The organism is Saliniramus fredricksonii (assembly GCF_900094735.1).
GTDB lineage: Bacteria > Pseudomonadota > Alphaproteobacteria > Rhizobiales > Beijerinckiaceae > Saliniramus > Saliniramus fredricksonii.
Map to the genome: position 1 here is coordinate 50,552 of NZ_FMBM01000002.1, position 22,391 is coordinate 72,942.

The following is a 22,391-nucleotide window of genomic DNA, read 5'->3' on the forward strand; positions in this document are numbered from 1 at the left end:
GCGCTACAAGCCGTAACTGCGTACCAGCGATCCCGCGACGAGGTTCCAGCCGTCGACCAGCACGAAGAAGATCAGCTTGAATGGCAGCGAGACCGTGATCGGCGGCAGCATCATCATGCCCACCGACATCAGGATCGAGGCGACCACCAGATCGATGATGATGAAGGGCACGAAGAGCAGGAAGCCGATCTCGAAGGCGCGCCGCAGCTCCGAGATCATGAAGGCCGGGACCAGCACGTGCAACTGGACATCGTCGGGGCCCTCGAGATCGGTCTGACCCGACATGTCGATGAAGAGTTCGAGATCGCGCTCGCGGACATGGGCGAGCATGAAGGTGCGAAACGGAGCGACGCCGCGGGTAAAGGCCTCTTCCTGGCTGATTTCACCGGCGATGAGCGGGGCGACGCCTTCCTCGTAGGCTTCCTGGAGCGTCGGTGCCATGACGAAGGCGGTGAGGAACAGCGCGAGTCCGATGATGACACCGTTCGGCGGGGCCGTCATCGTGCCCAATGCGGAGCGCAGCAGGGAAAGCACCACGACGATCCGGGTAAACGACGTCACCATCACCAGGATCGAGGGTGCGAGCGCGAGGACCGTGATCAGCGCGATCAGTTGCAGCGCCCGCTCGGTGACGCCGCCCTCCTCACCGAGATCGAGGGTCAGGGTCTGGGCGAGGCTGGGGAAGGCGAGGAGGAAGGCACCCGTGCCGACCAGGCAGGCGGCGGGCATGCGCAGGGCCATGAGACGCGCGCGCGCGCGCTCCCGGCGATCACGCCGCAGCGCGTTCGCGCAACCCATGCCTGTGTGGCTCCTGCCCCCGTGATCCGCCTGCACCGCTGATTCGCTCCGCATGTCCTGTTACGGGACGGTGCGACGCGAATCACGGCAGCGCAAGCGCGGCAAGCGGGCGCAAGCGGGCTATCAAGAGCTTTTGGGACCCTTGTCCGTGCTGCGTCCGAGCAGACGGGCGAATTCCGCTTCGATCTCGTCTACCGAGAACGGATCGACCTTGCCGCCGGGCTTTTCTTCTTTCGGCGCCGGTTCGGCTTGTGGCTGATCTGCCGTGTTGGCCTCTTCCGCTGCGGGTGCCTCGTCTGCAGATGCCTCGTCTGCGGGCGCCTCGTCTGCGGATGCCTCGTCTGCAGATGCCTGGGCTGCGGGTTCTTCTGTGACGCCATCCTGCACGGTCGTATCGCGCTTTGCGCGCACAGTGTCCTGCGGCGCGAATGCCCCGGTTGCGGGATGGGCGGCTGGCTCTTCCTCGATGGCCGGCTCCGTGGTGTCGGCATCGGCCGTGAGTTCCGGCTCCGGTGCCGTTTCGGATCCCGGCTGTGCGTGCGACGCGACATCATCGACGGAGCGCGCATGCGTATGCGCGGCACCTTCCGGCGCGGCCTCGGCTTCCGCTGCTTCCGCGAGCGCTTCTTCAGCGATGATTGCCTGCGCCTGGGCGAAGGCCGGAGATGCTGCCGGCTCTTCTGTTTCCGGGAAGCGCGGGTCCGGATCTTGCGTATCCGTCTGCACATCAGCGCGTGGAGGGGCCTGCGGTTGCGGGCTCTCTTCGATGGCGGAGGCAAAATGCGCCGGACCGGAAGTCGGAGCCGGGGTCATGCCGGGTGCAGGAGCATGCGGGCTTCCGGCGGGGGCATGATCGTCTGAGCCGTCCCCGGTGACCGGCGCGGTTTCGGGTGCCGTGATCTCAGGCGCGGTCCCGGTGGACGAAGATTCGGCAAGAGCGGACTCAGCAAGAGCGGACTCGGCAAGAGCGGACTTGGCAAGAGAAGACTCGACAAGAGGAGAGTCGTCGATAGGAGACCTGTCAATTGCAGACCCGGCGGCCTCGCGCCTGCTCGGTACGGCCTCGGCGAAAGCCTGCTCGATGGAGAAAGCATCCTCGCTCTGTCGGCGCGGCGCCTCTGCGACCGGCGGGGCGGTGCGCGCCGGGAAGGCGGGCGGCTCGGAGCTGATGAAAACGGGCGCTTCTGGAGCCGGTGCATCATCACCGCGTGTGTCGACGGGGGCGTCGGGGGATGGTGTTACGCGGGCGCTCCGCGCGTCTGCGGGCGCAGCCGGGGCCGGGCGCTTGAATGCGGCTTCGAGCTCGCGCGCCATATCGGAAAACAGCGCATCCTCGCGAGCGGCGGGAGCGGCCTCCGGAGCGGAAGCGGGGGAGGGCACGGCTTCGCCGCCGGCGCGAGTCAACGCGTCATCGGCGCTCGCAGCTGCAAGGCCTGCACCGGAAAGGCGCGTTGCGTCCATACCGCCTCCGACCGCCGCGTGAGACGGCGCTTCCCCGGCGCTGTCGGATGGCGCATCGGGCAGGTTCGGCGTGGTGCGCGAACGCGGCGGGTAAGGCGGGGGATTGTCGGGCGCCACCGGCGTGGTGCGCGGGCGCGGCGGGAATTGCGGCGCGGGCTTTTCGGCGGGTCGTGTTTGCGCCTGTCGCCCGAAGCCGAACAGGCCGCGCCTGGATTCGGCCCCCGGTTCTGATGCGCGCTTCTGCGCGGGCTGCGCGACGACCGGCTCCATCGCCTGCGAGAGGCCTTGCTGTGCCGGCGGTTCCATCTCCGGCTGTGGCCCGGCGTTCCGGCGCGGCTGCGGGGCGAATCCCGGGGGTGGCGGGGGTTCTGCTTGCGCAGGGGGCGCGCCGGTCGAGGCGGCAGGCGGCGGCTGAGCGGCGGGTTGCACCATCGCGGCGGCGGCGATCGGTGCCGCCGCTTGCGGGGGCGAACCCTGCGACAATCCCGGCTGATAGCCCGGCTGGCCGGTGATAGCCTGTTCCGGCGCAGGCTCGAACGGAACCTCCATCGCCGGCGGGGCCATTGCCCGGCCATGGGGCGCGCGCACGATATTGCTCTCGATCACGCAATCATTCGGCCCGCCCAGCATGACGAGATGCTCGACATTGTCACGGCGCAGCAGCACGAGCTGGCGCTGGCGGTCGAGATCATAGACATCGACGATACCCAGCCTTGGCTGACGCCCGCGCCCGCGCTCGCCACCCATGGCGAAACGCTTGCCGCCGATCCGCTTCAGGACGATGGCGAACAGGGCCAGAAGGATCGCGATGATCGCGAAGGCGATGACGTATTGAACGACGGGTGAGACTTCAAAACCGAGCATAGATGGACGCACGCTCTTCTTTGCGCACGGCAGACGAATGGCCGTGCTGATCGATAGGGCCACACGCGTTATCGCCTTCAATGCATTTGCGCGCAAGCATTCTGTGGATTTCAACGGGGGAAAAGCGGCATTTGCATGTCATCCTTAACCCCTCCTTAACTCCCCGTTAACCATACGCACGGCAAATTTTGCCCAGTGCCGCCGGAGGGCCGCACGCGATTCGAGTAACGGAGAAGTCCGGTGTCCGTCGCAGGTCTGCCGCTGATCGAGAAGCTGAAGACGCGCATGCACTGGCACCAGACGCGCCAGAAGGTGATCGCGGAAAACGTCGCCAATGCCGATACGCCCGGCTTCAAGCCGCGCGACGTGGCCGAGCCGCAGCTCGATGCACGGGGGCGTCCCGTCGGTGGCAATCTCCAGGTGGCGCGTACGGCGCCGGGGCATCTCGCCCTGGACCAGGCGCGCCCCGGCATGAGTGAACGCAACGCGGCGCGCTTCGAGGTGCGCCCGAACGGCAATGCCGTGAACCTCGAGGAGGAGATGCTGAGATCCGCGCAGAACCAGTCGGATTATCAGCTCGCCGCCTCTCTCTACGAAAAGAGCCTTTCGATGCTGCGCATCGCGACAGGCAGACGCTGACCTCTTTCAAGGTGATCGCCCATGGACTTCATGAAGACCATTTCCGTCGCCGCATCCGGCCTGAAGGCCCAGTCGGGCCGCATGCGCGTGATCGCCGAAAACCTCGCCAATGCGGATTCCACGGCAAACACCCCCGGCGGTGATCCCTATCGCCGGCGCGTGCCCAGCTTCACCAACCGGTTCGACCGCGAATTGCAGTCGCACACGGTGCAACTCGGGCGCATCCGCGAGGACCAGGGCGCGTTCCGCACGCGTTTCGACCCCGGCCATCCCGCCGCCGACGAAAACGGCGAGGTGAAACTGCCCAACGTCAATTCGCTCATCGAGCAGATGGACATGCGTGAGGCCCAGCGCAGTTACGAGGCCAATCTCAACCTCGTCACCGCCACGCGCCGCATGATCACGCGCACGATCGACATCCTGCGCGCCTGACGGCGCGGCAAGAGGGAGTAACCGCCCATGGCTACCAACGCTTTCGCGGCCGGCGCCTATGCCGCCGTCCAGAATATCGGCCAGACCAGCACCGCCGCCGGCGCCGGGCGTACGGCTCAGACGGGTGAGTTGCCCGATTTCTCCGCCATGGTCGGCTCCGCCCTCGGCTCCGTGCGCGAGAGCGGGCAGGCCGCCGAGGCGCAGGGCGCAGCCGTCGCGGCCGGAAAGGCCGATGTCGTCGACGTCGTCACCGCCGTGGCCGAAAGCGAGGCCGCGATCGAGACACTCGTCGCCGTGCGCGACCGGGTGATCCAGGCTTACGAGGAAATCATGCGCATGCCGGTCTGACGGCGCTTGCGCAGCCATGAACAGGTATCGGAACAATCCCATGACAGGCTCGCTCATTCTCGACATCGCGCGTGACGGCATCTTCACATTCCTGCGTGTCGGCGCACCGGTGATGCTGGTGGCGCTGGGCGTCGGTCTCGCCATCTCGCTGGTCCAGGCCCTGACGCAGATCCAGGAGCAGACCCTGATCTTCGTGCCCAAGATCATCGCCGTGTTCAGCTCGCTGCTGATCTTCCTGCCCTTCATGAGTGATGCGCTCGGCGGCTATATGCGCCGGATCGCAGAGCAGATCGCCACGGGAGGCTGATGACCGGCAGGCGCGCATCCCGCGCGACGATTTTGATGGTGAGGCACGGCACGAATCAGGGGCACGGCGCGCGGAATATGGTTAACATCATTGCCCATGGACCTGCTGATTCCCCAGATCGCCGTGGCGTTCCTGCTCACCTTCGCGCGGGTCGGCACATTGGTGATGCTTCTCCCCGCCATCGGCGAGCAGTCTCTGGGGGCGCGGGCGCGGCTGAGCTTCGCATTGTTGCTGACGCTCGTCATGTTTCCCGCGACGCAGGCGACGCTGCCGATCGGCGAGGGCGGGCCGCAGCTGATCACGCTGCTGATCAGCGAGATCTTCGTCGGGCTGATGCTCGGCATGGCGACACGGCTGATCATCGGCGCCTTGCAGACGGCGGGCACGATCATCGCGCAGCAGATCGGTCTCGGCTTCGCCATGGCCGTCGATCCCGCCATGGGCGGTCAGCAGGCTGCGATCGGCAATTTTCTCTCGCTGCTGGGCATCACGCTGATCTTTGCGACGGATCTGCACCATCTCGCCATTGCCGCGATTCGCAATTCCTACGATCTCCTGCCGCCGGGCGGCTTGCCGTCGGCCGGGGATGCTGCGGCTCTGGGCGTGCAGGCGGCTGCGCGCGGGTTTCGTCTCGCCATCCAGATCTCGGCGCCGTTTCTGGTCTTCGGGATCCTGTTCAATCTCGGGCTGGGTGTGCTCGCGCGCCTGATGCCGCAGATGCCCGTCTTCTTCCTCGGTCTGCCGGCGACGATCCTGCTCGGCATGGTGATCCTGTTCGCCGTGGTCGGCGTTATGATGGGTGTGTTTCTCGAGGATATCGGCGATTATCTGGCCGAGATCGCCGGTCTGTGAGGCATTGAGATGTCGGAACAGGCCGAAAACGACGATCGTACGGAAGAGCCAACCCAGCGAAAACTGGATGAAGCCTTTCGCAAGGGTGACGTGCCCAAGAGCCAGGAACTCAATACGCTGTTCGTTCTGGGCGGGCTCGCGCTCTGCATCGCGGTTCTCGCCCGCCCGATGGGCATCGGGTTCATGGACGAGATGCGCGGCTTCCTGATGAATGCGCATCAGGTGCCCTCCGACGGGGCGGGTTTCTACATCGTGGCGCGCAACGTGCTGCTCGGCATGCTCGGCGTGCTGGCGCTGCCCTTCATCTTCATCATGTTCGCCGGGCTGGCAGGCGGCGCCATCCAGCATCGTCCGCTCTGGACCGTCGACCCGCTTCAGCCGAAGCTCGAGCGGATCTCGCTGATCAGCGGCGCCAAGCGCCTCTTCGGCGTGGAGGCATTGGTGAATTTCGCCAAGGGCCTGCTCAAGATCCTGATCGTCGGGGTGCTGGCCGGAATCATTCTGTGGGGCGAGAGAGATACTCTCGACCTGCTGGTTCAGGTCGAACCCCGGATGATCCCGCAGGCGGCGCAGAGCGGCGCGATGAAGATGCTGCTCGGCATTCTGGTGCTGTTCTTCTTCGTCGCCGTTGCGGATCTGATGTATCAGCGCACGCGCTGGTACAACAAGCAGCGCATGACGCGCAAGGAGTTGCGGGACGAATACAAGCAGACCGAAGGTAACCCCGAGGTCAAGGCCAAGATGAAGCAGACGCGCATGGCGCGCCTGCGCGGGCGCATGATGGCCTCGGTGCCCGATGCCACGGTGATCATCACCAACCCCACCCACTATGCCGTGGCCCTGAAATACGAACAGGGCATGCAGGCGCCGATCTGCGTTGCCAAGGGCGTCGATCACCTCGCCCTGCGCATCCGCAAGGTCGCGAACGAGAATGCCATTCCCATCGTCGAGAACCCGCCGCTCGCGCGGGCCCTGCATGCCAGTGTGGACATCGAGGACGAAATCCCGGTGGAACATTACAAGGCGGTCGCGGAAGTGATCGGATACGTCTTGCGACTGCGGCGTATTCGGGCATAAGTGACGTTCAGCACAGGCGGTTTCCAATCAATGGCTCCAACGGGCGACAAAGCACGCAGCACCATCGACAGGTCGGAGAAATCCGGCAATATCTGGCTGTTGGTGCTGCTCGCCATCGCCCTGCCGGTGGCGTTTCTGGGGCTGAACCTGTTCAGCGGTGATCAGGCGCGCATGGCCATCATGGCGATTCTCGCCCTGCTCGCCGTGGCCGGCGTCTTCTTCATCGCCGCCTATGCCATCGGCGCCCTGCAGTTCTCGGGTGCGAGCGGGCGCAACGACCTTACCAAAGCCATGGCCGACAGCGCCGGCGAAGGGCTCGTCGTCACGGAAGAGAATGGTGGCATCGTCTATGCCAACGAGGCCTATCTCGCCTTTGCCGGCGCGCGCGATCCTGCGGATGTGAAACCGGTCGAGCGTCTGTTCGTCGGCGCGCCGGAAGTCTCCGAGGCGATCTACCGGCTGGCACAGGCCGCCCGTGAACACCGCGCGCTGGCCGAAGAGATACGCCTCTCGCCCGGCCTCGCCGGCCGTGCGGATTTCGGCTGGTACCGGGTGCGCGTGCGCCCGCTCCCGCGTCCCGGTGGCGGCACGGCCACCTTGTGGAGCGTCTCCGACGTGACCCATGAGCGCGAGCGCCACGAGAACGTCTTCCAGGAGTTGCAGCACGCCATCGACTATCTCGATCACGCGCCGGCGGGCTTCTTTTCGGTCGAGATCGACGGCTCGATCGCCTATATCAACGCCACTCTCGCCGCCTGGCTCGGCCATGATCTCGCCGAGGTGGGCTCCGGCGGCCTGCGCATCGAGGATGTGCTGCCGGCCAATGTCGTGGCGATCATGACCACGATCACCGGCGCCCCCGGCGAGGTGCGCACCGAGACCTTCGATCTCGACATGCGCCGCCGTGACGGGCAGGCCATGCCGGTGCGGATCTATCACCGTGTCGCCTTCGGGCAGGACGGCGAGGTTGGTGCCTCGCGCTCGCTGGTGCTCAACCGCTCCGCCGGCGAGGAGGGCAGCGCAGAGGGTCAGCGCGCGGCGGAAGTGCGGTTCGCGCGTTTCTTCAATAATACCCCCGTCGCCATCGCCACGCTCCAGCGCGGCGGGCGGATCCTGCGCACCAATGCCTCCTTCGCGCGGCTGTTCGGCCCCGCGCAGCGCGGCGAGGATGACGGGCCCAACCTGTTCGCCCAGATCGCCGAGACGGACCGCGAGGCGCTGTCGGCGGCCCTGCACGACGCCGCCGAGGCGCGCTCGGGCGTCGCGCCGGTCGAGGTCTCGCTCGCCGGTGATGGCGCCCGCTCGGCGCGGATCTGGCTGAGCCCGGCCGAGGAGGGCGAGAACGAGGAGGGCGAGGCGGTCCTGCTCTATGCGCTCGATACCAGCGAGCAGCGTCAGCTCGAACGGCAATTCGCGCAGGCCCAGAAGATGCAGGCCGTAGGCCAGCTCGCCGGTGGTGTGGCGCATGATTTCAACAACGTCCTGCAGGCGATCATCGGCTATTCCGATCTGCTCCTGGCCAATCACCGGCAGACCGATCCGGCCTTCCAGGACATCATGCAGATCAAGCAGAATGCCAACCGGGCCGCGAGCCTGGTGCGCCAGCTGCTCGCCTTTTCGCGCCGCCAGACGCTGCGCCCCGAGGTGCTGCAGCTCGGCGACGTCATGTCGGATCTGTCGATGCTGCTCAAACGCCTGCTGGGTGAGCGGGTCGAGCTCGATCTGCGCCACGGGCGCGATCTGTGGCCGATCAAGGCGGATGTGAACCAGTTCGAGCAGGTCGTGGTCAATCTGGCGGTGAATGCCCGCGACGCCATGCCCGATGGCGGCAAGCTCACCATCCGCACTGCCAATGTCGAAGCGCAGGAAGCCGCAGAACTCGCGCTGACCGGCATGCCGGGCGCCGATTACGTCCTCGTCGAGGTTTCCGATACCGGTACCGGCATCCCGCCCGACGTGATGGACAAGATCTTCGAACCCTTCTTCACCACCAAGGATATCGGCAAGGGGACCGGGCTCGGCCTGTCGACGGTGTTCGGGATCGTCAAGCAGTCGGGCGGTTTCATCTATGCGGATTCGCAGATCGGGCAGGGCACTTCCTTCCGGGTCTTCCTGCCGCGCCATGTCCCGGAGGAGGGCGCCGACGAGGAACAGCCCCAGGCCGCGAAGGAGGAGGCGCGCGATCTCACCGGCGAGGGCGTGATCCTGCTGGTCGAGGACGAGGATCCGGTGCGTGCGGTCAATGGCCGTGCGCTCACCGCGCGCGGCTATACCGTGCTCGAAGCCGCATCCGGGCTCGAGGCGCTGGAGATCATGGACGAGCAGGAAGTCCCGGTCGATCTCGTCGTCTCCGACGTGGTGATGCCGGAAATGGACGGGCCGACACTTCTGCGCGAATTGCGCGGCAAGCATCCGGGGCTGAAGGTGATCTTCGTCTCCGGCTATGCCGAGGACGCGTTCCGCAAGAACCTGCCCGAGGGCGAGGAATTCAACTTCCTTCCCAAGCCATTCACCCTCAAGCAGCTGGTCGAGACGGTGAAGGACGTGATGGCGCGCTGAGCAGCCGTTGCGACCGCGCGCCACGCCACATCCCTTTCGTCGTTTCTGCGCAGGATCAGGGGGCGCGCCCGCATCGATCAGAGATTATGATCGCACGATATGCAGGATGCGCGGATCGGCGTTGCCGGCGCGTATCACCGAGGGAGACGATGACCGCATGAACCGTGATTTCCAGCGCCCCGGGCGCTCCGCCGTCTATGGCACACAGGCGATGATCGCCACCTCCCATCCACAGGCCTCGCTGATCGGCGTCGAGGTGATGCGCAAGGGCGGCAGCGCCGTCGATGCGGCGATCGCGGCGACCGCCATGCTCTGTGTGGTCGAGCCGGCCATGACGGGAATCGGTGGCGATTGCTTCGCCATCATCGCGAAGCCAGGGGCAAAGCCCGTGACCATCAACGGTTCGGGCCGCGCGCCGGCGGCGAGCGACCGGCAAGCTCTGGTCGATCAGGGGCTGGGCGAGATCGCCGACAATTCCCCGCATGCGGTGACCATCCCCGGTGCCGTCGATGCCTGGTGCCGGCTGCATGAAGATTACGGCAAACTCGATCTCGCGGAACTGCTCGAACCGGCTGCCAGAGTCGCCGAGGAGGGCTATGCAGTCGCCCCGCGCGTCGCTTTCGACTGGCAGACCCATGCGAAGCGCCTGGCGCGCAACCCCGCCACGGCGGAGGTCTTCCTGCCCGGTGGGGCACCCCCGGCGCTGGGCGCGCGCCATGCCCAACCCGCGCTCGCGGCCTCGCTGCGGCTGATCGGGCGCAAGGGGCGGGCCGGTTTCTACGAGGGAGAGGTCGCCGATGACATCGTCGCCACGCTGAAGGCGCTGGGTGGCGTGCATGCGCTCGATGATTTCGCCGCACAGACGAGCGATTACGCAGCCCCGATCGCCGGGCGCTACCAGGGTCACGACATCCTCGAATGCCCGCCCAACGGCCAGGGCGCCACGGCGCTGCTCATCCTCGCAGCGCTCGAGAACTGGGATGTCTGGACCGGCTGCACCGATCCGGGCGAGCGCATGCGGCTCTATCTCGAAGCCACCCGTGCAGCCTATTTCCTGCGCGATCGCGCCATCACCGATCCCGCCTTCATGCAGACGGGGGTCGATGATTTCCTCGGGCAGGCGGCGATCGATTTCGTGCGCCGCGAGGCGGCGCGCCCGGCGCTCGACGCGCATGCCGCCCATGCCGGGCGCAGGCTCGGCCCCGCTCCCTGGGAGACCGATACGATCTGTCTCTCGGTCGTCGATCCGGACGGGCTCGTCGTCTCCTTCATCAATTCCATCTTCCATCCGTTCGGCGCGACTCTGCTGGCGCCGAAAAGCGGCGTAATGCTGCATTGTCGTGGCGCGAGCTTCAGCGTTGAGGCCGATCATCCCAATCGGCTCGAACCCGGCAAGCGCCCGATGCATACGATCATCCCCGGCCTCGTCATGCAGGGCGACAGGCCGGTCCTGCCTTTCGGCGTGATGGGCGGGCAGTACCAGTCCGGCGGTCACGCGCATTTGATGATGCGGCTCTACGAGCAGGGCATGCCGCTGCAGGAGGCGATCGACGCGCCCCGCGCCTTTGCCTATCAGGGCGAGACGCAGGTCGAGACCGGCATCGATGCGGGCGTGGCGGATTATCTGGCGGCGAACGGCTGCGCCGTCACCGTTCTCGACGCCCCGCTGGGCGGTGCCCAGGCGATCGCCATCGACCACGAGACAGGCACCCTGACCGGCGCTTCCGATCCCCGCAAGGATGGCTGCGCGCTGGGCTGGTAACCCGTCCGGCGGAGCGTGCGTCGTGAAGTGCGCCTTTCATGAAGGCCGCGCCAGAACTCCCCTCTCCACGGAGGGAGGGGGGAGTGCGCGCTGCATCGACGGCTTAGCTGCGCGGCTCCAGCGGGAGCAGGGCCGGGGTGTCATCGGACGGCATGTGGCGCAGGATGCGGTACTGGCCGGATGCGTCGCGCTGCACGGTATAGACGAGTTCGCCATCGACCTCGGGCACGGGACGCTTTGCGCGCGGGAGCAGCGCTGTCATGGCGAAGATGACACCGGCGGGATGATCAGCCAGAGCGCCTTGATCCAGTCCGTCAGTGATTGATAGGTGGCAAACAGAATCCGCCAGAATGTCGTCTCTTCCATGCTCGAACTCCCCGAAACCATCCTGAAACCGGGTTTTCGTGGTCACCAGAGGTTCGCTCTGGTGACCGGGGAGCTAGAAAGCCGTCTACGGACGACCGCACTGGCCTTTGGGCCGAAGCCTTGGACATGCGCCAGCGCTTCCCCGGCCATGAAGGTCGAGGAGGTGCCTTTTCGGTCGCACCAACCGCTACAGGAAGGGGATTCTAGGCCCCGGGGCCGGATTTCGCCGACTCTGTGGCGACAGTAAAACACGCATTATACATTGAAAAGAGGAGTTTTGGTTGTATCAACATGCAACCATGGCCGCACCCCTCACCGCAGACGGGCGAGGCGGGTGCCGACCTTGTCGAGGAAGCGGGTGCGCTCTTCGCGGGTGGTGGAATCCATGCGGTGGAGGCCGAGCCAGAAGGTGCGGACTTTCGGCGCGCAGAGCACCGAGATCCCCGTCAGCAGCATGCGCCGGCCCGGCATGCCCATCAGCCACCACCACCAGAGCGGCGAGCCCAGCGTCGAGATCGCACCGACGACGCGGATATGCGTCATCACGCGGGCGATCGGCTTGCCGCGCTCCGGCATCCTGAAAGTGGCGTGGGGTACGAAGACCCGGTCGATCCAGCCCTTCAGCATGGCGGGCGGGCCGTACCACCAGGTGGGATAGACGAAGATCAGCCCCTCGGCCTTGCGCAGCCGGGCGAGGTGATCGGCGATCGGTTTCTCGTTCTCGCCGGGCGTATGATAGCCGCGCCGCTCATCGGCATCGAGCACGGGGTTGAAACCCTCGGCATAGAGATCGAGAAGGTCGACGCTGTGGCCGGCCTGTTTCAGGCTCTCGACCGCCCGATCGCGCAGGGCGGCGCCGTAGCTCTCCTCGCAGGGGTGAGAATAGACCAGCAGGATGTGCATGGGATGCGCATAGTCCTTTCATTAATGGCGGGGACCCTCCATGCCGGGGAAGCGCTCAGCCCGCACGCCGCAGGAAGGCACGATAGGGCAGGCGCGGCTCGGGCGGATCGGGCGGCTCGGTCGGCGCAGCGGGGGGCGGATTGGCGGCGTTCTTGCCTGTGGCATTCTTGCCTGTGGCGTTCTTGCTTGCAGCATTCTTGCCTGCGGAATCCGTGCCTGTGGCCGATCTGTCCACGCTCGACCTGTTACCGATCGACCTCTGCGTGGCGGTGTTGCCCGCAGCGCGTGACCCGTCAGCGCCCGCATTTCCGGCCTGCTGCGCCGTGCCGGATCGTGAAGGCGGTGCGCTCTGCGGCGGTGTGGCCCGGCGCGCGAGGCCGGCGACGATATCGGGGCGCACCGCGCGCGGCGGCGCGAAGACGTAGCCCTGCGCCAGCGGCACGTCGATATCGATCAGATCGGGCACGTCGGATTCGGTCTCGACCCGGTCGGCGACGAGCCGGATACCCGCACGGCTGAGCACCGTGGCGAGATCGGCAGTCTCGAAATCGAGCCCATGGCTCGGTTGCGGGTCGAGCAGCATGCGCGCGGGCAGCTTGGCATAAGCGACGCCGCGATCGGCGAGGCTCAGCGGGTCGAGGCGCATGTCGGTGGCGCGGTCGAGAATGAAGAACGCACCCTTGGCGCGCAGCTGCTCCAGCGCGCCAGCCGATTCCGCATCGAGCATGCGCCAGGCCCGCTGCGGGATCTCGAAGGCAAGGCGCCCCAGAATGTCGGGATAAGCCTCCAGAATACGCCCGAGCGCGCGCAGGAATCCGGGTGTGCGCACGCTCGCTGCTGCGAGGTTGCAACTGACGAAACCCTCGCTGCCGCGATTGACCAGATGGCGCGCCACGGCGGCGGCGCGAGCGGCGACCTTGCCGTCGAGTTCGGGAAGGAGCTGCGATTCCTCCAGAACCGGCAGGAATTCGTCGGGCTGAAGCAGGGTCTGCTCATCGAGGCGCAGACGGGCCAGCGCCTCGTAGAAGCGCGTCTTGCGCTGGGGCAGGTTGACCACGGGCTGCAGGTGAATTTCGAGATGGTCCTCGCGAAATGCCTGGAGGATCGCGCGCTTGCGCGCCTCCTCGGCCGGATCGGTGGCGGGTTCCGGCGGCTCCGGTGGGGTGGAAAACAGTGCGTCTTCCACGGCGGAGACACCGCCGATCAGGGCGTCACGGTCATTCGCCGCAGGCGCCTGCGGGGTGAGCGGTGGCGGCGCGGTTTCGCCCATGGCAGGCGCGGCGGGCAGATCCGGACTGCGTATGCCTTCCTCGCCAATGCTCCCGGCGGGGGCGAGATCGGAAAGCCGGTCGGCCCAGCCGGTGCCGCCATCCGCCGCATCTGCGGGCTGTGAAGGCTCCGCCGCGCGCATGTCTCCTGCGCGCATGTCTCCTGCGTGCATGTCCCCCGCGCGCATCGATGCAGCGCCGTCGAGGCGCTGGCGCAGGTCGACGATCTCCTCGGCCAGCGTCGCCACGTCACGGTCATGGCCGGAGACGCTGCCGGCGAGATCGCGCAGAAGACCACTCAGCAGGGCGATCTCGCCGGAAACCTCGGCGACGGTCTTGCGCGTCTCGGCATGGGGATGGCGCTCGATCTCGGCCAGCCGCGCCTCCAGACGCAACAGCCGGCGGGCGACGATATCGAGATCATGGGCCGTCTTCGCGGCGAGCCCAGAGGCGCGCCCGGCCCGCCAGAACCCCGCTGCGGCGAAGGTGAAGACCGCGATCGCGCCGATCCCGGCGAGCAGCATGCCCGGCGCCAGCGCCGCACCGAACAGGCTCCACAGGGCGACAGCCGAGGCAATGATCGCCACGGCACTGACGGCCCACAATGCCCAGTTCCTGATGCTCCCCATCGACACGACCTGCTCCACGCATGATGCGACACGAAAACTCGCAAATCGCTACTGGAAGTACCAGCCCAAATTTCGCCCCAACTTGCCCGGTCCACAGGCTTCCGGCAAGATGTCGCCGAGTTCGGCAACGAAACGATGCCAGGGGAGGAACCAGGATGCCCGATTTCTTCAATCCGCCGACCATTCACGCCCCCGCCTCGTCCTATTCGCACGGCGTGACGCATGCCCTGACGGGGCGCCGCCTGGTGATTTCCGGGCAGATCGGGGTCCATCCCGATGGTACCGTCGCCGACGGGGTCGATGCCCAGCTCGATCTGGCCTGGGCCAACCTCCTCACCGTTCTGCGCGCCGCCGACATGGAAACCCGCCATCTCGTCAAGGTGACCGTGTTCAGCACGCGCCCCGACACGGTGATGAATTTCCGCGCCGCGCGGGACAAGGCCTTGCAGGGGCATGCTCCGGCCACGACATATCTGCAGGTGGCGGGGCTCGCGGCTCCCGATCTGCTCGTCGAGATCGAGGCGGAAGCGGTGCGTGACGCGGATTGAGCCGGCTGCCGTCGCGTGATCGGCCTGTGCGAAGGAGAATGCCATGAGCGAAACGTCCCAGATCAGCCTCGCCATCGAGGGCATGTCCTGCGGCGGCTGCCTCGCGGCGGTGGAGCGGATCGTGAAGAAGATCGACCCGCAGGCCGTCATTCGGGTCGATCTCGATGCCGGCGCAGCGCAGTTGCGCACGCAGGCACCCGTCGAAACGGTCTGCGCTGCGCTCGACAAGGGCGGCTTCCCCGCGCAGGCGCGAGGCTGAGGGCCAGGGCCGGGAGGCGGGCTGGCAGGCAAGGCCGGAAGGTCTTGGGTCGGCCTGCAGCAGCGTTTGCGACATCGTCCGGACCGGCGTGATTTTCCGCTGGCATTTATGCGCAGATCGACTATGTTGCGGCCATTCGCGAGGGCTGTGTCAGCGCGAACCATGGTGCTTGCGACCATGCTGGACGACATCCCGGCATCGCCGCAGCGCAGGGCCCTGTCGGCAAAGGCCGTCTTCGCGAGAAGCGGCGGCGCTGCGGGAACCCGTTTCGTTCCAAGTCTCATCGAAAGGAAAACCGATGTCGATCACGCCTGAGCGCAAGCAGGAACTGATCAAGGAATTCGGTGCGAAAGAAGGTGATACCGGCTCCCCGGATGTCCAGATCGCCATCCTCACCGAGCGGATCACCAATCTGACCGAGCATTTCAAGACCCATGCGAAGGACAACCATTCCCGCCGCGGTCTTTTGAAGCTCGTCTCGCAGCGTCGTTCGCTGCTCGACTATGTCAAGCGTCACGACGAGCCGCGCTACCGCGCTCTGATCGGTCGTCTCGGCATCCGCCGCTGACGCCGCCCCGCGCCCCGGTCCGCCGGTGCGCATGACGAACCCGCCGGCGCGGATGCGCCTGCCGCTCGGCAGGGCCTTGCGCCGGCACCCGATGGTGGCCGAACGCGGTCACCGTCAGTACGAGAAGGCCCGGAGATGACCATGGCAGGATCGCCGGGGGTTTCGCGCCGGCACGGCCCGCCCGCATCATGCATGCGCGCCCGCCCTGCCCGGCATCCCGAAGAGAAGCCCCCCGCCGTCTTGCCCATGGTGTCGCCGAAGGCCGACATTGCATGAAAGCAAGGACGACATGTTCGATATCCAACGTGAAGAACTGATCTGGGCCGGCCGCAAGCTGGTCCTCGAAACCGGGCGCATGGCCCGTCAGGCCGACGGCGCCGTTGTCGCCACCTATGGCGACACCACCGTGCTGGCGACAGCGGTCGCGGCCAAGGAGCCCAAGCCCGGCACAGACTTCCTGCCGCTCACGGTGAACTACCAGGAACGCACCTATGCAGCGGGACGCATTCCCGGCGGCTTCTTCAAGCGCGAAGGCCGCCCCAGCGAGAAGGAGACGCTGGTCTCCCGCCTGATCGACCGCCCGGTCCGCCCGCTCTTCCTCGACGGCTGGCGCAACGACACCCAGGTGATCGTGACGGTGCTCTCGCATGATCTCGAGAATGATCCCGACATCGTCGCCATGGTCGCGGCCTCGGCCGCCCTGACCCTCTCGGGCGTGCCCTTCGCCGGTCCGATCGGCGCGGCGCGCGTGGGCTATATCGATGGCGGTTACGTGCTCAATCCGCCGCTGCCCGAGATGGAGAATACCAAGCTCGATCTCGTCGTGGCGGGCACGAACGAAGCGGTGCTGATGGTCGAATCGGAAGCCCAGGAGCTGCCCGAGGACATCATGCTCGGCGCGGTGATGTTCGGTCACAAGCATTTCCAGCCGGTGATCGATGCGATCATCCGTCTGGCCGAGAAAGCCGCCAAGGAGCCGCGTGATTTCGCGCCGACAGACCTTTCCGAGGTCGAGACGGCCGTGCTCGAGATTGCCGAGGCCGATCTGCGCGCCGCCTACAAGCATCGCGACAAGCAGGAGCGCTACGCCGCCATCGACGCTGCCAAGGCGAAGGTGACCGAGGCGCTTCTCCCCGAGGACGGCGAGCCGCGTTTCGCACCCGAAATGGTCAAGGCCACATTCAAGGAAGTCCAGGCCAAGATCGTGCGCTGGGCCATTCTCGATGATGGCGAGCGCATTGACGGGCGCGATGTGAAGACCGTGCGTCCGATCGTCTCCGAAGTCGGCGTGCTGCCGCGCACCCATGGTTCGGCGCTGTTCACCCGTGGCGAGACCCAGGCGCTCGTCGTGGCGACGCTCGGCACCGGCGAGGACGAGCAGTTCATCGACGAACTGGAAGGCACCCGCAAGGAACGCTTCCTGCTGCACTACAACTTCCCGCCCTTCTCCGTGGGCGAGACGGGCCGCGTCGGTTCGCCGGGGCGCCGCGAAATCGGCCACGGCAAGCTGGCATGGCGCGCCCTGCGTCCGGTCCTGCCGCCGGCGCATGAATTCCCCTACACGCTGCGCCTCGTCTCCGAGATCACGGAATCGAACGGTTCCTCCTCGATGGCGACCGTCTGCGGCGGCGCGCTCTCGCTGATGGATGCGGGTGTGCCCCTGCGCCGCCCGGTGGCGGGTATCGCCATGGGCCTGATCCTCGAGGGCGAGCGATTCGCGGTGCTCTCCGACATTCTCGGTGACGAGGATCATCTCGGCGACATGGACTTCAAGGTCGCCGGCTCGGAGGTGGGCATCACCTCCCTGCAGATGGACATTAAGATCGCCGGCATCACCGAAGAGATCATGCGCGTCGCGCTCGATCAGGCCAGGGGTGGGCGCACGCACATTCTGGCGGAGATGCAGAAGGCCCTCGACGCTCCGCGCGCCGAGCTCGGTGAGCATGCCCCGCGCATCGAAGTGATGCAGATCCCCAGCGACAAGATCCGCGAAGTCATCGGCACCGGCGGCAAGGTCATCCGCGAGATCGTGGAGAAGACCGGCGCCAAGGTGAATATCGAGGATGACGGCACGGTGAAGATCGCCTCTGCCGACGGCAAGTCGATTGCAGCGGCCAAGAACTGGATTCGCTCGATCGTGGCCGAGCCCGAGAAGGACGAGATCTACGAGGGCAAGGTTGTCAAGGTGATGGAATTCGGCGCCTTCGTGAACTTCTTCGGTTCACGCGACGGCCTGGTCCACATCTCCGAACTCGCCCCGCAGCGCGTCGCCAAGGTCACCGATGTGGTCAAGGAAGGCGATACCGTGAAGGTCAAGTTCCTTGGCATGGATGATCGCGGCAAGGTGCGCCTGTCGATGAAGGTCGTCGACCAGGAGACCGGCGAGGACATCTCCGAGAAGATCAAGGCCGAGCGGGAAGCCGAGCGCGCGGCGCGCGGTGAAACCGGCGAGGATGATCGCGAGGATCGCGGCGACCGCCGCCCCCGCCGCCCGCGTCGCCATTCGGAGTGAATTGGCTCGGAGTGAATTGGCATTGTATGCCCGGGACTGATGTCCCGGCGTGAGAATCGCCCGGCCCGCGATATTTTTCGCGGGCCGTTTGCGTTCCGGCGCCGTCGCGTGCCGCGCTTCATCGCATGTGCGGCGCTATGGTGCCCTTCTGAAGCTTTGATCCGCTGCCCAGAGGCGCGCAGACAACCGCATTAGACACAACTTAACATCTTTCATCCAGCATCATCGCCGGTTCCGATCAGGGGAGAGGCATGCAGGGTGACGAGATGTCTGCTGATGCGCGCAGAGAAGGCGTGGACTCGCGCCCCAGCGGTTTGCCGACGCAATTGCGGCGAGCCGGCTTCGTGGGGATCGCCCTGTTCATCCTGCTGGCACCGTCTGCCGGGCAGGTATTCGGCGTGAAGCACCTGCTGTTGCGCGAATGGGTGATGTATTCCGGTGTCGGTGTCGGTATTCCCAGGGGCGAGTTCCGGATCTGGCGCGGCGACCATATGGTGGCGACGCTGTCACCGCTCGAGGCTCTGGATCTGCCGGCTTATCCGAGCGTCATCCATTACACCTTCGCACATCGTGTTCTCGATGATGCGGATTTGCCGGCCTTTGCCGCGCGTCTGTGCGAAGCGCTCGCGGATCATGACGGTGATCGGGTGAGTTTCGAGGGCGTTGTGGGGACGCGCGCGGGTTGGCGTCGCGCGCAGCATGGCGATGTGTGCAAGGGTGACGGTCATCAAATCACCGCAGCAGGATCGCAACGGGAGGCAGAGCATGACCGTTGATCTGCAGACGATTGCTGCGCGGTTCGATCGGTGGGGGCCGTCCTTCACCGGTTCGACGCGCGCCGTCGCGCTGATGCGCATTGGGCTCGCAGTTATCGCGATCACGCGCTTCGGCGGAGAGATCGGTTTCCACCAGGCGCAGAACCCCGGCACCTTGCTTCTTTCGGCGCTGTTCTTTCTGATGGTGGCGATGATGTTCGTCGGTTATCTGAGCCGGTTCGCCTGTATCGGGACCGGGCTGAGCGTCATGTGTCTCTATATCGCGGGTGCGCTCACACAGACGGCGGGCTGGGCCCACCATCATGTCTATCTGCTCGGCACCGCCTGTCTCCTTCTGGCGCTGACCGAATGCGGGCGCTCCTATTCCCTCGACCGCTGGCGGGTGCTCAATGCCGCGCGGCGGGCCCGACCGACGCAGCCGGAACCGCGTGAATACGGGCTGTTATGGGGCCAGCGCCTGATAGCCCTGCAATTGTCGGCGATGTATTTCTGGACCGCCATCGACAAGACCGATCGAGCCTTTCTGTCCGGAGAGCGTCTCGAGCAGACATTCGTGTGGGTCTATTCCGGGCGTGCCCTCGAATTCGTCCTCGCCTATCCCGGAATGATCGCATTGCTCTCCGTGATCGTCGTGATCGTCGAATACGTCTTGGCCGTTGCGATCCTCGTGCCGCGCTGGCGGATCTGGGCGCTGCCCATGGGCCTTGCCCTGCATGCGGGTTTTTATCTGATGCTGCCGGTTCACACCTATTCCGCAACGGCCATGGTGCTCTATCTGGCCCTGCTGGATCCAGCCCGCGTCCACAGCTTCATTGATCGGATACAAGGCCATGAGCGTGTTGCGCATCATCTATGACGGCGATTGCCCGTTCTGCTCGCGCTATGCCGCTTATCAGCGCCTGCGCGAGGAATACACGGTGCAACTCGTCGACGCCCGGGCGGAGCCCGAACGCGCGGCAAGCTACGGGCTCGATCTCAATGAAGGCATGATCGTCGATCTCGACGGACGCGTCTATCACGGTGCCGATGCCGTGTGCCTGCTCTCGCAGCTCTCGCAGCGTCCGGGTCCGTTGCGCAATGCAAGGCTGGCACGGGCGCTCTATCCGTTCCTGCGTTTCGGGCGCAACATGACGTTACGCCTTCTGGGGCGCAAACCGATCTGACGGGTGCGACATCTGCGCAGGATGCATGGGCAGCCGCAACAGCGTCGCCCGGATTCTGTGAGGATCCGATCGCCGATGCCCGCATGACCGCGATATGCGTCCGCCGTTCCGGCAGCGTCACGCTCATGCGGCCATTTTCTCTACTGCCGCATCGAACGCTGCCGCAAAAGCAGCCGTGGTGTAATGCGCCTGAAAGCGCGCATGGCCGCGTGTTGCGAGATCTTCGCGCAGGGCGGAATCGGTGATCAGGGTCTCGATGGCCCGCGCGAGCGGTGCGGACTCGGGGGAGGGCAGCGCATATGCGCAATCGCCGATCACCTCACCCAGCCCGCCGGCGCGGGTGGCGATCAGGGCGAGGCGGGCAGCGAAGGCCTCGACCGCGACGCGGCCGAAACCCTCCGCATGCGAGGCGAGCACCGCGATGCGCGCGGACAGGCATTCTTCGCGTACCCTGTCGAAGGGAAGCGTTCCGGTCAGCGTGATGCCCGGGCACGCTGCGATCGTGCGCGCGAAGGCTTCGCGGAAGGCTCGGTCACCGGCCAACGGCCCGATGAAACGCGCCTGCCAGCCCGGATGGCGCGGCAGCACTTCGGCGAGCGCCTGCGCCACGGCAAGCGATCCCTTCTGCGGCTCGATGCGGCCCACCATCACGATCGTGTCGCCGCGTGATGAATCGATGCCGGTCCAGAATTGCGGGTCGATGCCGTTGGGCACGACCAGGCGCGGGCGACCATTGGCGGGATAGAGCCCGCCGAAGACGTCATGCGCGGCTTCACTGACGAAGATCATCCCCGCGAGATCCCGGTAATCACGCGCGCGCCACCAGCGCCGGAACCCGCTCAGCCGCTTCGGCATCCCGTGCAGATACAGCACGACGCGCCGATCGGGCAGGAGACGCGCAAGCCGCGCGGCGCTTGGCGCGTGCTGGTGCACGATGACGAGATCGGGATCATGTGCCGCTGCAGCCCGCGCCGCGCCACGCATCCGATGACCCACGCTGCGCCCGGAAAACGTCGTGACCGGCATGTCTTCGTAGAGCCCCGGGGCGTCCTCGCAGATCACGCGCATATCGCCGCCATGGCGGCTGTGCAGCACAGCATCGCGCGCGCAAAGATCGATCGATGTGGCGCCGGCGGGCCCGAAATGCATGTTGCGGGGCAGGACGACGGCGATGCGCATCACCGCTTCACTCCCCGCGATCGCCCGGTTCGGCGCGTGCGCCGGCCTCGTCGCGTATCGATCGCCATCTCTGTTGCCACCCTTTCCGGTCTGGCCATTGCGGGTGCCTCCTTGTGGCGCGCTGAAGCGCCTTTTGCAAGAAAACGCGGCGGCGAAATTGATAGCGCTTCGAAACTGGATTGACGGACCTGCATCAAGGATTTAGTTTCGTATCGAAATCAACGAGGACCGTGATGAATATCCATGTTCCCTTTCAGGCAGCCGACAGCCGCCCGCTCGGGCGCTACGACCAGATCGATCAGCCGACCGAGACGGCGCTGGCCCGGGCCTGGCGGGAGCGCGGTGACCGGGGTGCGCGCGACCGGTTGATCCTCGCCCACCGTCGTCTCGCCCAGGGTGCCGTCGCGCGCATGGCCGGGCGCAGCGGCGAGAATCATGATGACTTGATGCAGCAGGCCTATCTCGGCCTGATGAAGGCCGCCGACAGGTTCGATCCGGACAAGGGCGTGCGCTTTTCAACCTATGCCCGCTGGTGGATCCGCGCGGAGATCCAGGAATACCGGGTGCGTAACTGGGCCATGGTCCAGATCGGTTCCTCGGCAGCTCAGAAGATGATCTACCTGCATCTGCGCCGGCTGGAGAGCCGCCATGGCCTCACCCATGGCGAGCAGCCGAATGATGCGCAGATCAATGCGGAATTGTCGCGCATCATGCAGCTTCCCGAGAAGCGGATCGCCACCTTGCGCGAGCGCATGAGCGTGCGCGACGTCTCCCTCGATCAGCGACCGGATGAGGATTCGGAGGATGGTGAGGCGCTCGACATCGTCGACGAGAACGCCCCCGACCCGGAAGTGCAAGCCCTCGACAGCCTGAGCCGCGAGAAGCTGCGCACCCATCTCGCCGGCTATCTCGACCGCCTGCCGTCGCGCGAGCGTGCCATCGTGACCGATTATTATGTCTCCGATCCGCCGCGCACGCTCAGCGAACTCGCCGAGATCCACGCCGTGTCGCGCGAGCGCATCCGCCAGATCCGCGAACAGGGCATGCGCAAGCTGCGTCGCTGGTTCGCGGAGGACGGCTTTGCCGTAGAGGACGAAGCCGGGGCGGTTCCGGTCGGCTGA

Annotated in this window: 22 protein-coding genes; 16 read left to right on the top strand and 6 right to left on the bottom strand. The window is 66.1% G+C overall.

Annotated features, from left to right (window positions below):
- Positions 1 to 3 precede the first annotated feature (3 nt).
- Both fliP and GA0071312_RS06805 read right to left on the bottom strand, forming a co-directional pair.
- Complete coding sequence (fliP, locus tag GA0071312_RS06800; protein WP_420819959.1) at positions 4 to 798, bottom strand: flagellar type III secretion system pore protein FliP; 795 nt, start codon at positions 796 to 798, stop codon at positions 4 to 6.
- A 123-nt stretch (positions 799 to 921) separates the two neighbouring features.
- Positions 922 to 3,123: a hypothetical protein gene (locus GA0071312_RS06805; protein WP_074444332.1), complete on the bottom strand. Its 2,202-nt coding sequence runs from the start codon at positions 3,121 to 3,123 to the stop codon at positions 922 to 924.
- A gap of 240 nt (positions 3,124 to 3,363) precedes the next feature.
- Here GA0071312_RS06805 and flgB point away from each other — a divergent pair, with 240 nt between their 5' ends.
- From flgB to GA0071312_RS06845, 8 genes are all read left to right on the top strand, one after another.
- Positions 3,364 to 3,762 carry a flagellar basal body rod protein FlgB gene (flgB, locus tag GA0071312_RS06810; protein WP_074444333.1) on the top strand — a complete coding sequence of 133 codons (399 nt, stop codon included), beginning with the start codon at positions 3,364 to 3,366 and terminating at the stop codon, positions 3,760 to 3,762.
- A 21-nt stretch (positions 3,763 to 3,783) separates the two neighbouring features.
- Complete coding sequence (flgC, locus tag GA0071312_RS06815) at positions 3,784 to 4,194, top strand: flagellar basal body rod protein FlgC (protein ID WP_074444334.1); 411 nt, start codon at positions 3,784 to 3,786, stop codon at positions 4,192 to 4,194.
- 27 nt (positions 4,195 to 4,221) lie between these two features.
- Positions 4,222 to 4,542, top strand: a complete 321-nt coding sequence (fliE, locus tag GA0071312_RS06820; RefSeq protein WP_074444335.1) for a flagellar hook-basal body complex protein FliE — start codon at positions 4,222 to 4,224, stop codon at positions 4,540 to 4,542.
- A 40-nt stretch (positions 4,543 to 4,582) separates the two neighbouring features.
- Positions 4,583 to 4,849 carry a flagellar biosynthesis protein FliQ gene (gene fliQ, locus GA0071312_RS06825; RefSeq protein WP_074444336.1) on the top strand — a complete coding sequence of 89 codons (267 nt, stop codon included), beginning with the start codon at positions 4,583 to 4,585 and terminating at the stop codon, positions 4,847 to 4,849.
- Between the two features lie 96 nt (positions 4,850 to 4,945).
- Positions 4,946 to 5,701, top strand: coding sequence for a flagellar biosynthetic protein FliR (gene fliR / locus GA0071312_RS06830; RefSeq protein ID WP_074444337.1), 756 nt, complete (start codon positions 4,946 to 4,948; stop codon positions 5,699 to 5,701).
- A gap of 9 nt (positions 5,702 to 5,710) precedes the next feature.
- The gene (gene flhB, locus GA0071312_RS06835; RefSeq protein ID WP_074444338.1) at positions 5,711 to 6,778 is read left to right on the top strand and encodes a flagellar biosynthesis protein FlhB; all 1,068 of its coding nucleotides are present in this window, start codon (positions 5,711 to 5,713) and stop codon (positions 6,776 to 6,778) included.
- 30 nt (positions 6,779 to 6,808) lie between these two features.
- The gene (cckA, locus tag GA0071312_RS06840) at positions 6,809 to 9,337 is read left to right on the top strand and encodes a cell cycle histidine kinase CckA (RefSeq protein ID WP_074444339.1); all 2,529 of its coding nucleotides are present in this window, start codon (positions 6,809 to 6,811) and stop codon (positions 9,335 to 9,337) included.
- Positions 9,338 to 9,494: 157 nt separating this feature from the next.
- Entirely contained in the window at positions 9,495 to 11,099 is a 1,605-nt protein-coding gene (locus tag GA0071312_RS06845) for a gamma-glutamyltransferase family protein (protein ID WP_074445974.1), read from the top strand.
- Positions 11,100 to 11,202: 103 nt separating this feature from the next.
- Here GA0071312_RS06845 and GA0071312_RS19920 read toward each other — a convergent pair whose 3' ends face one another.
- The 3 genes from GA0071312_RS19920 to GA0071312_RS06855 all read right to left on the bottom strand — a co-directional run bounded on the left by GA0071312_RS19920 (position 11,203) and on the right by GA0071312_RS06855 (position 14,265).
- Complete coding sequence (locus tag GA0071312_RS19920) at positions 11,203 to 11,361, bottom strand: hypothetical protein (RefSeq protein WP_165603978.1); 159 nt, start codon at positions 11,359 to 11,361, stop codon at positions 11,203 to 11,205.
- A gap of 416 nt (positions 11,362 to 11,777) precedes the next feature.
- Positions 11,778 to 12,368 carry an NAD(P)H-dependent oxidoreductase gene (locus tag GA0071312_RS06850; RefSeq protein ID WP_074444340.1) on the bottom strand — a complete coding sequence of 197 codons (591 nt, stop codon included), beginning with the start codon at positions 12,366 to 12,368 and terminating at the stop codon, positions 11,778 to 11,780.
- Positions 12,369 to 12,423: 55 nt separating this feature from the next.
- Positions 12,424 to 14,265 (bottom strand): EAL domain-containing protein, encoded by a 1,842-nt coding sequence (locus GA0071312_RS06855; protein ID WP_238947279.1) that lies wholly within the window; start codon positions 14,263 to 14,265, stop codon positions 12,424 to 12,426.
- A 155-nt stretch (positions 14,266 to 14,420) separates the two neighbouring features.
- Between GA0071312_RS06855 and GA0071312_RS06860 the strand changes: the two genes are divergently transcribed.
- The 7 genes from GA0071312_RS06860 to GA0071312_RS06890 all read left to right on the top strand — a co-directional run bounded on the left by GA0071312_RS06860 (position 14,421) and on the right by GA0071312_RS06890 (position 20,091).
- Positions 14,421 to 14,813, top strand: coding sequence for a RidA family protein (locus GA0071312_RS06860; RefSeq protein ID WP_074444342.1), 393 nt, complete (start codon positions 14,421 to 14,423; stop codon positions 14,811 to 14,813).
- Between the two features lie 43 nt (positions 14,814 to 14,856).
- On the top strand, positions 14,857 to 15,072 hold the full coding sequence (locus tag GA0071312_RS06865; protein WP_074444343.1) for a heavy-metal-associated domain-containing protein: 216 nt from the start codon (positions 14,857 to 14,859) through the stop codon (positions 15,070 to 15,072).
- A gap of 298 nt (positions 15,073 to 15,370) precedes the next feature.
- The gene (gene rpsO / locus GA0071312_RS06870; protein WP_074444344.1) at positions 15,371 to 15,640 is read left to right on the top strand and encodes a 30S ribosomal protein S15; all 270 of its coding nucleotides are present in this window, start codon (positions 15,371 to 15,373) and stop codon (positions 15,638 to 15,640) included.
- Between the two features lie 289 nt (positions 15,641 to 15,929).
- Positions 15,930 to 18,152 (top strand): polyribonucleotide nucleotidyltransferase, encoded by a 2,223-nt coding sequence (pnp, locus tag GA0071312_RS06875; protein WP_074444345.1) that lies wholly within the window; start codon positions 15,930 to 15,932, stop codon positions 18,150 to 18,152.
- A 293-nt stretch (positions 18,153 to 18,445) separates the two neighbouring features.
- The gene (locus tag GA0071312_RS06880; protein ID WP_131817730.1) at positions 18,446 to 18,928 is read left to right on the top strand and encodes a hypothetical protein; all 483 of its coding nucleotides are present in this window, start codon (positions 18,446 to 18,448) and stop codon (positions 18,926 to 18,928) included.
- Positions 18,918 to 19,784 carry an HTTM domain-containing protein gene (locus GA0071312_RS06885; protein ID WP_074444347.1) on the top strand — a complete coding sequence of 289 codons (867 nt, stop codon included), beginning with the start codon at positions 18,918 to 18,920 and terminating at the stop codon, positions 19,782 to 19,784. The genes GA0071312_RS06880 and GA0071312_RS06885 overlap by 11 nt, the downstream gene beginning before the upstream one ends.
- Entirely contained in the window at positions 19,759 to 20,091 is a 333-nt protein-coding gene (locus tag GA0071312_RS06890; protein ID WP_074444348.1) for a DCC1-like thiol-disulfide oxidoreductase family protein, read from the top strand. Before GA0071312_RS06885 ends, GA0071312_RS06890 begins: the two co-directional genes overlap by 26 nt.
- A gap of 123 nt (positions 20,092 to 20,214) precedes the next feature.
- Here GA0071312_RS06890 and GA0071312_RS06895 read toward each other — a convergent pair whose 3' ends face one another.
- Positions 20,215 to 21,270: a glycosyltransferase family 4 protein gene (locus GA0071312_RS06895; RefSeq protein WP_074444349.1), complete on the bottom strand. Its 1,056-nt coding sequence runs from the start codon at positions 21,268 to 21,270 to the stop codon at positions 20,215 to 20,217.
- Between the two features lie 233 nt (positions 21,271 to 21,503).
- Here GA0071312_RS06895 and GA0071312_RS06900 point away from each other — a divergent pair, with 233 nt between their 5' ends.
- A complete protein-coding gene (locus tag GA0071312_RS06900) occupies positions 21,504 to 22,391 on the top strand; it encodes a sigma-70 family RNA polymerase sigma factor (protein WP_074444350.1) in 888 nt (295 codons plus the stop codon).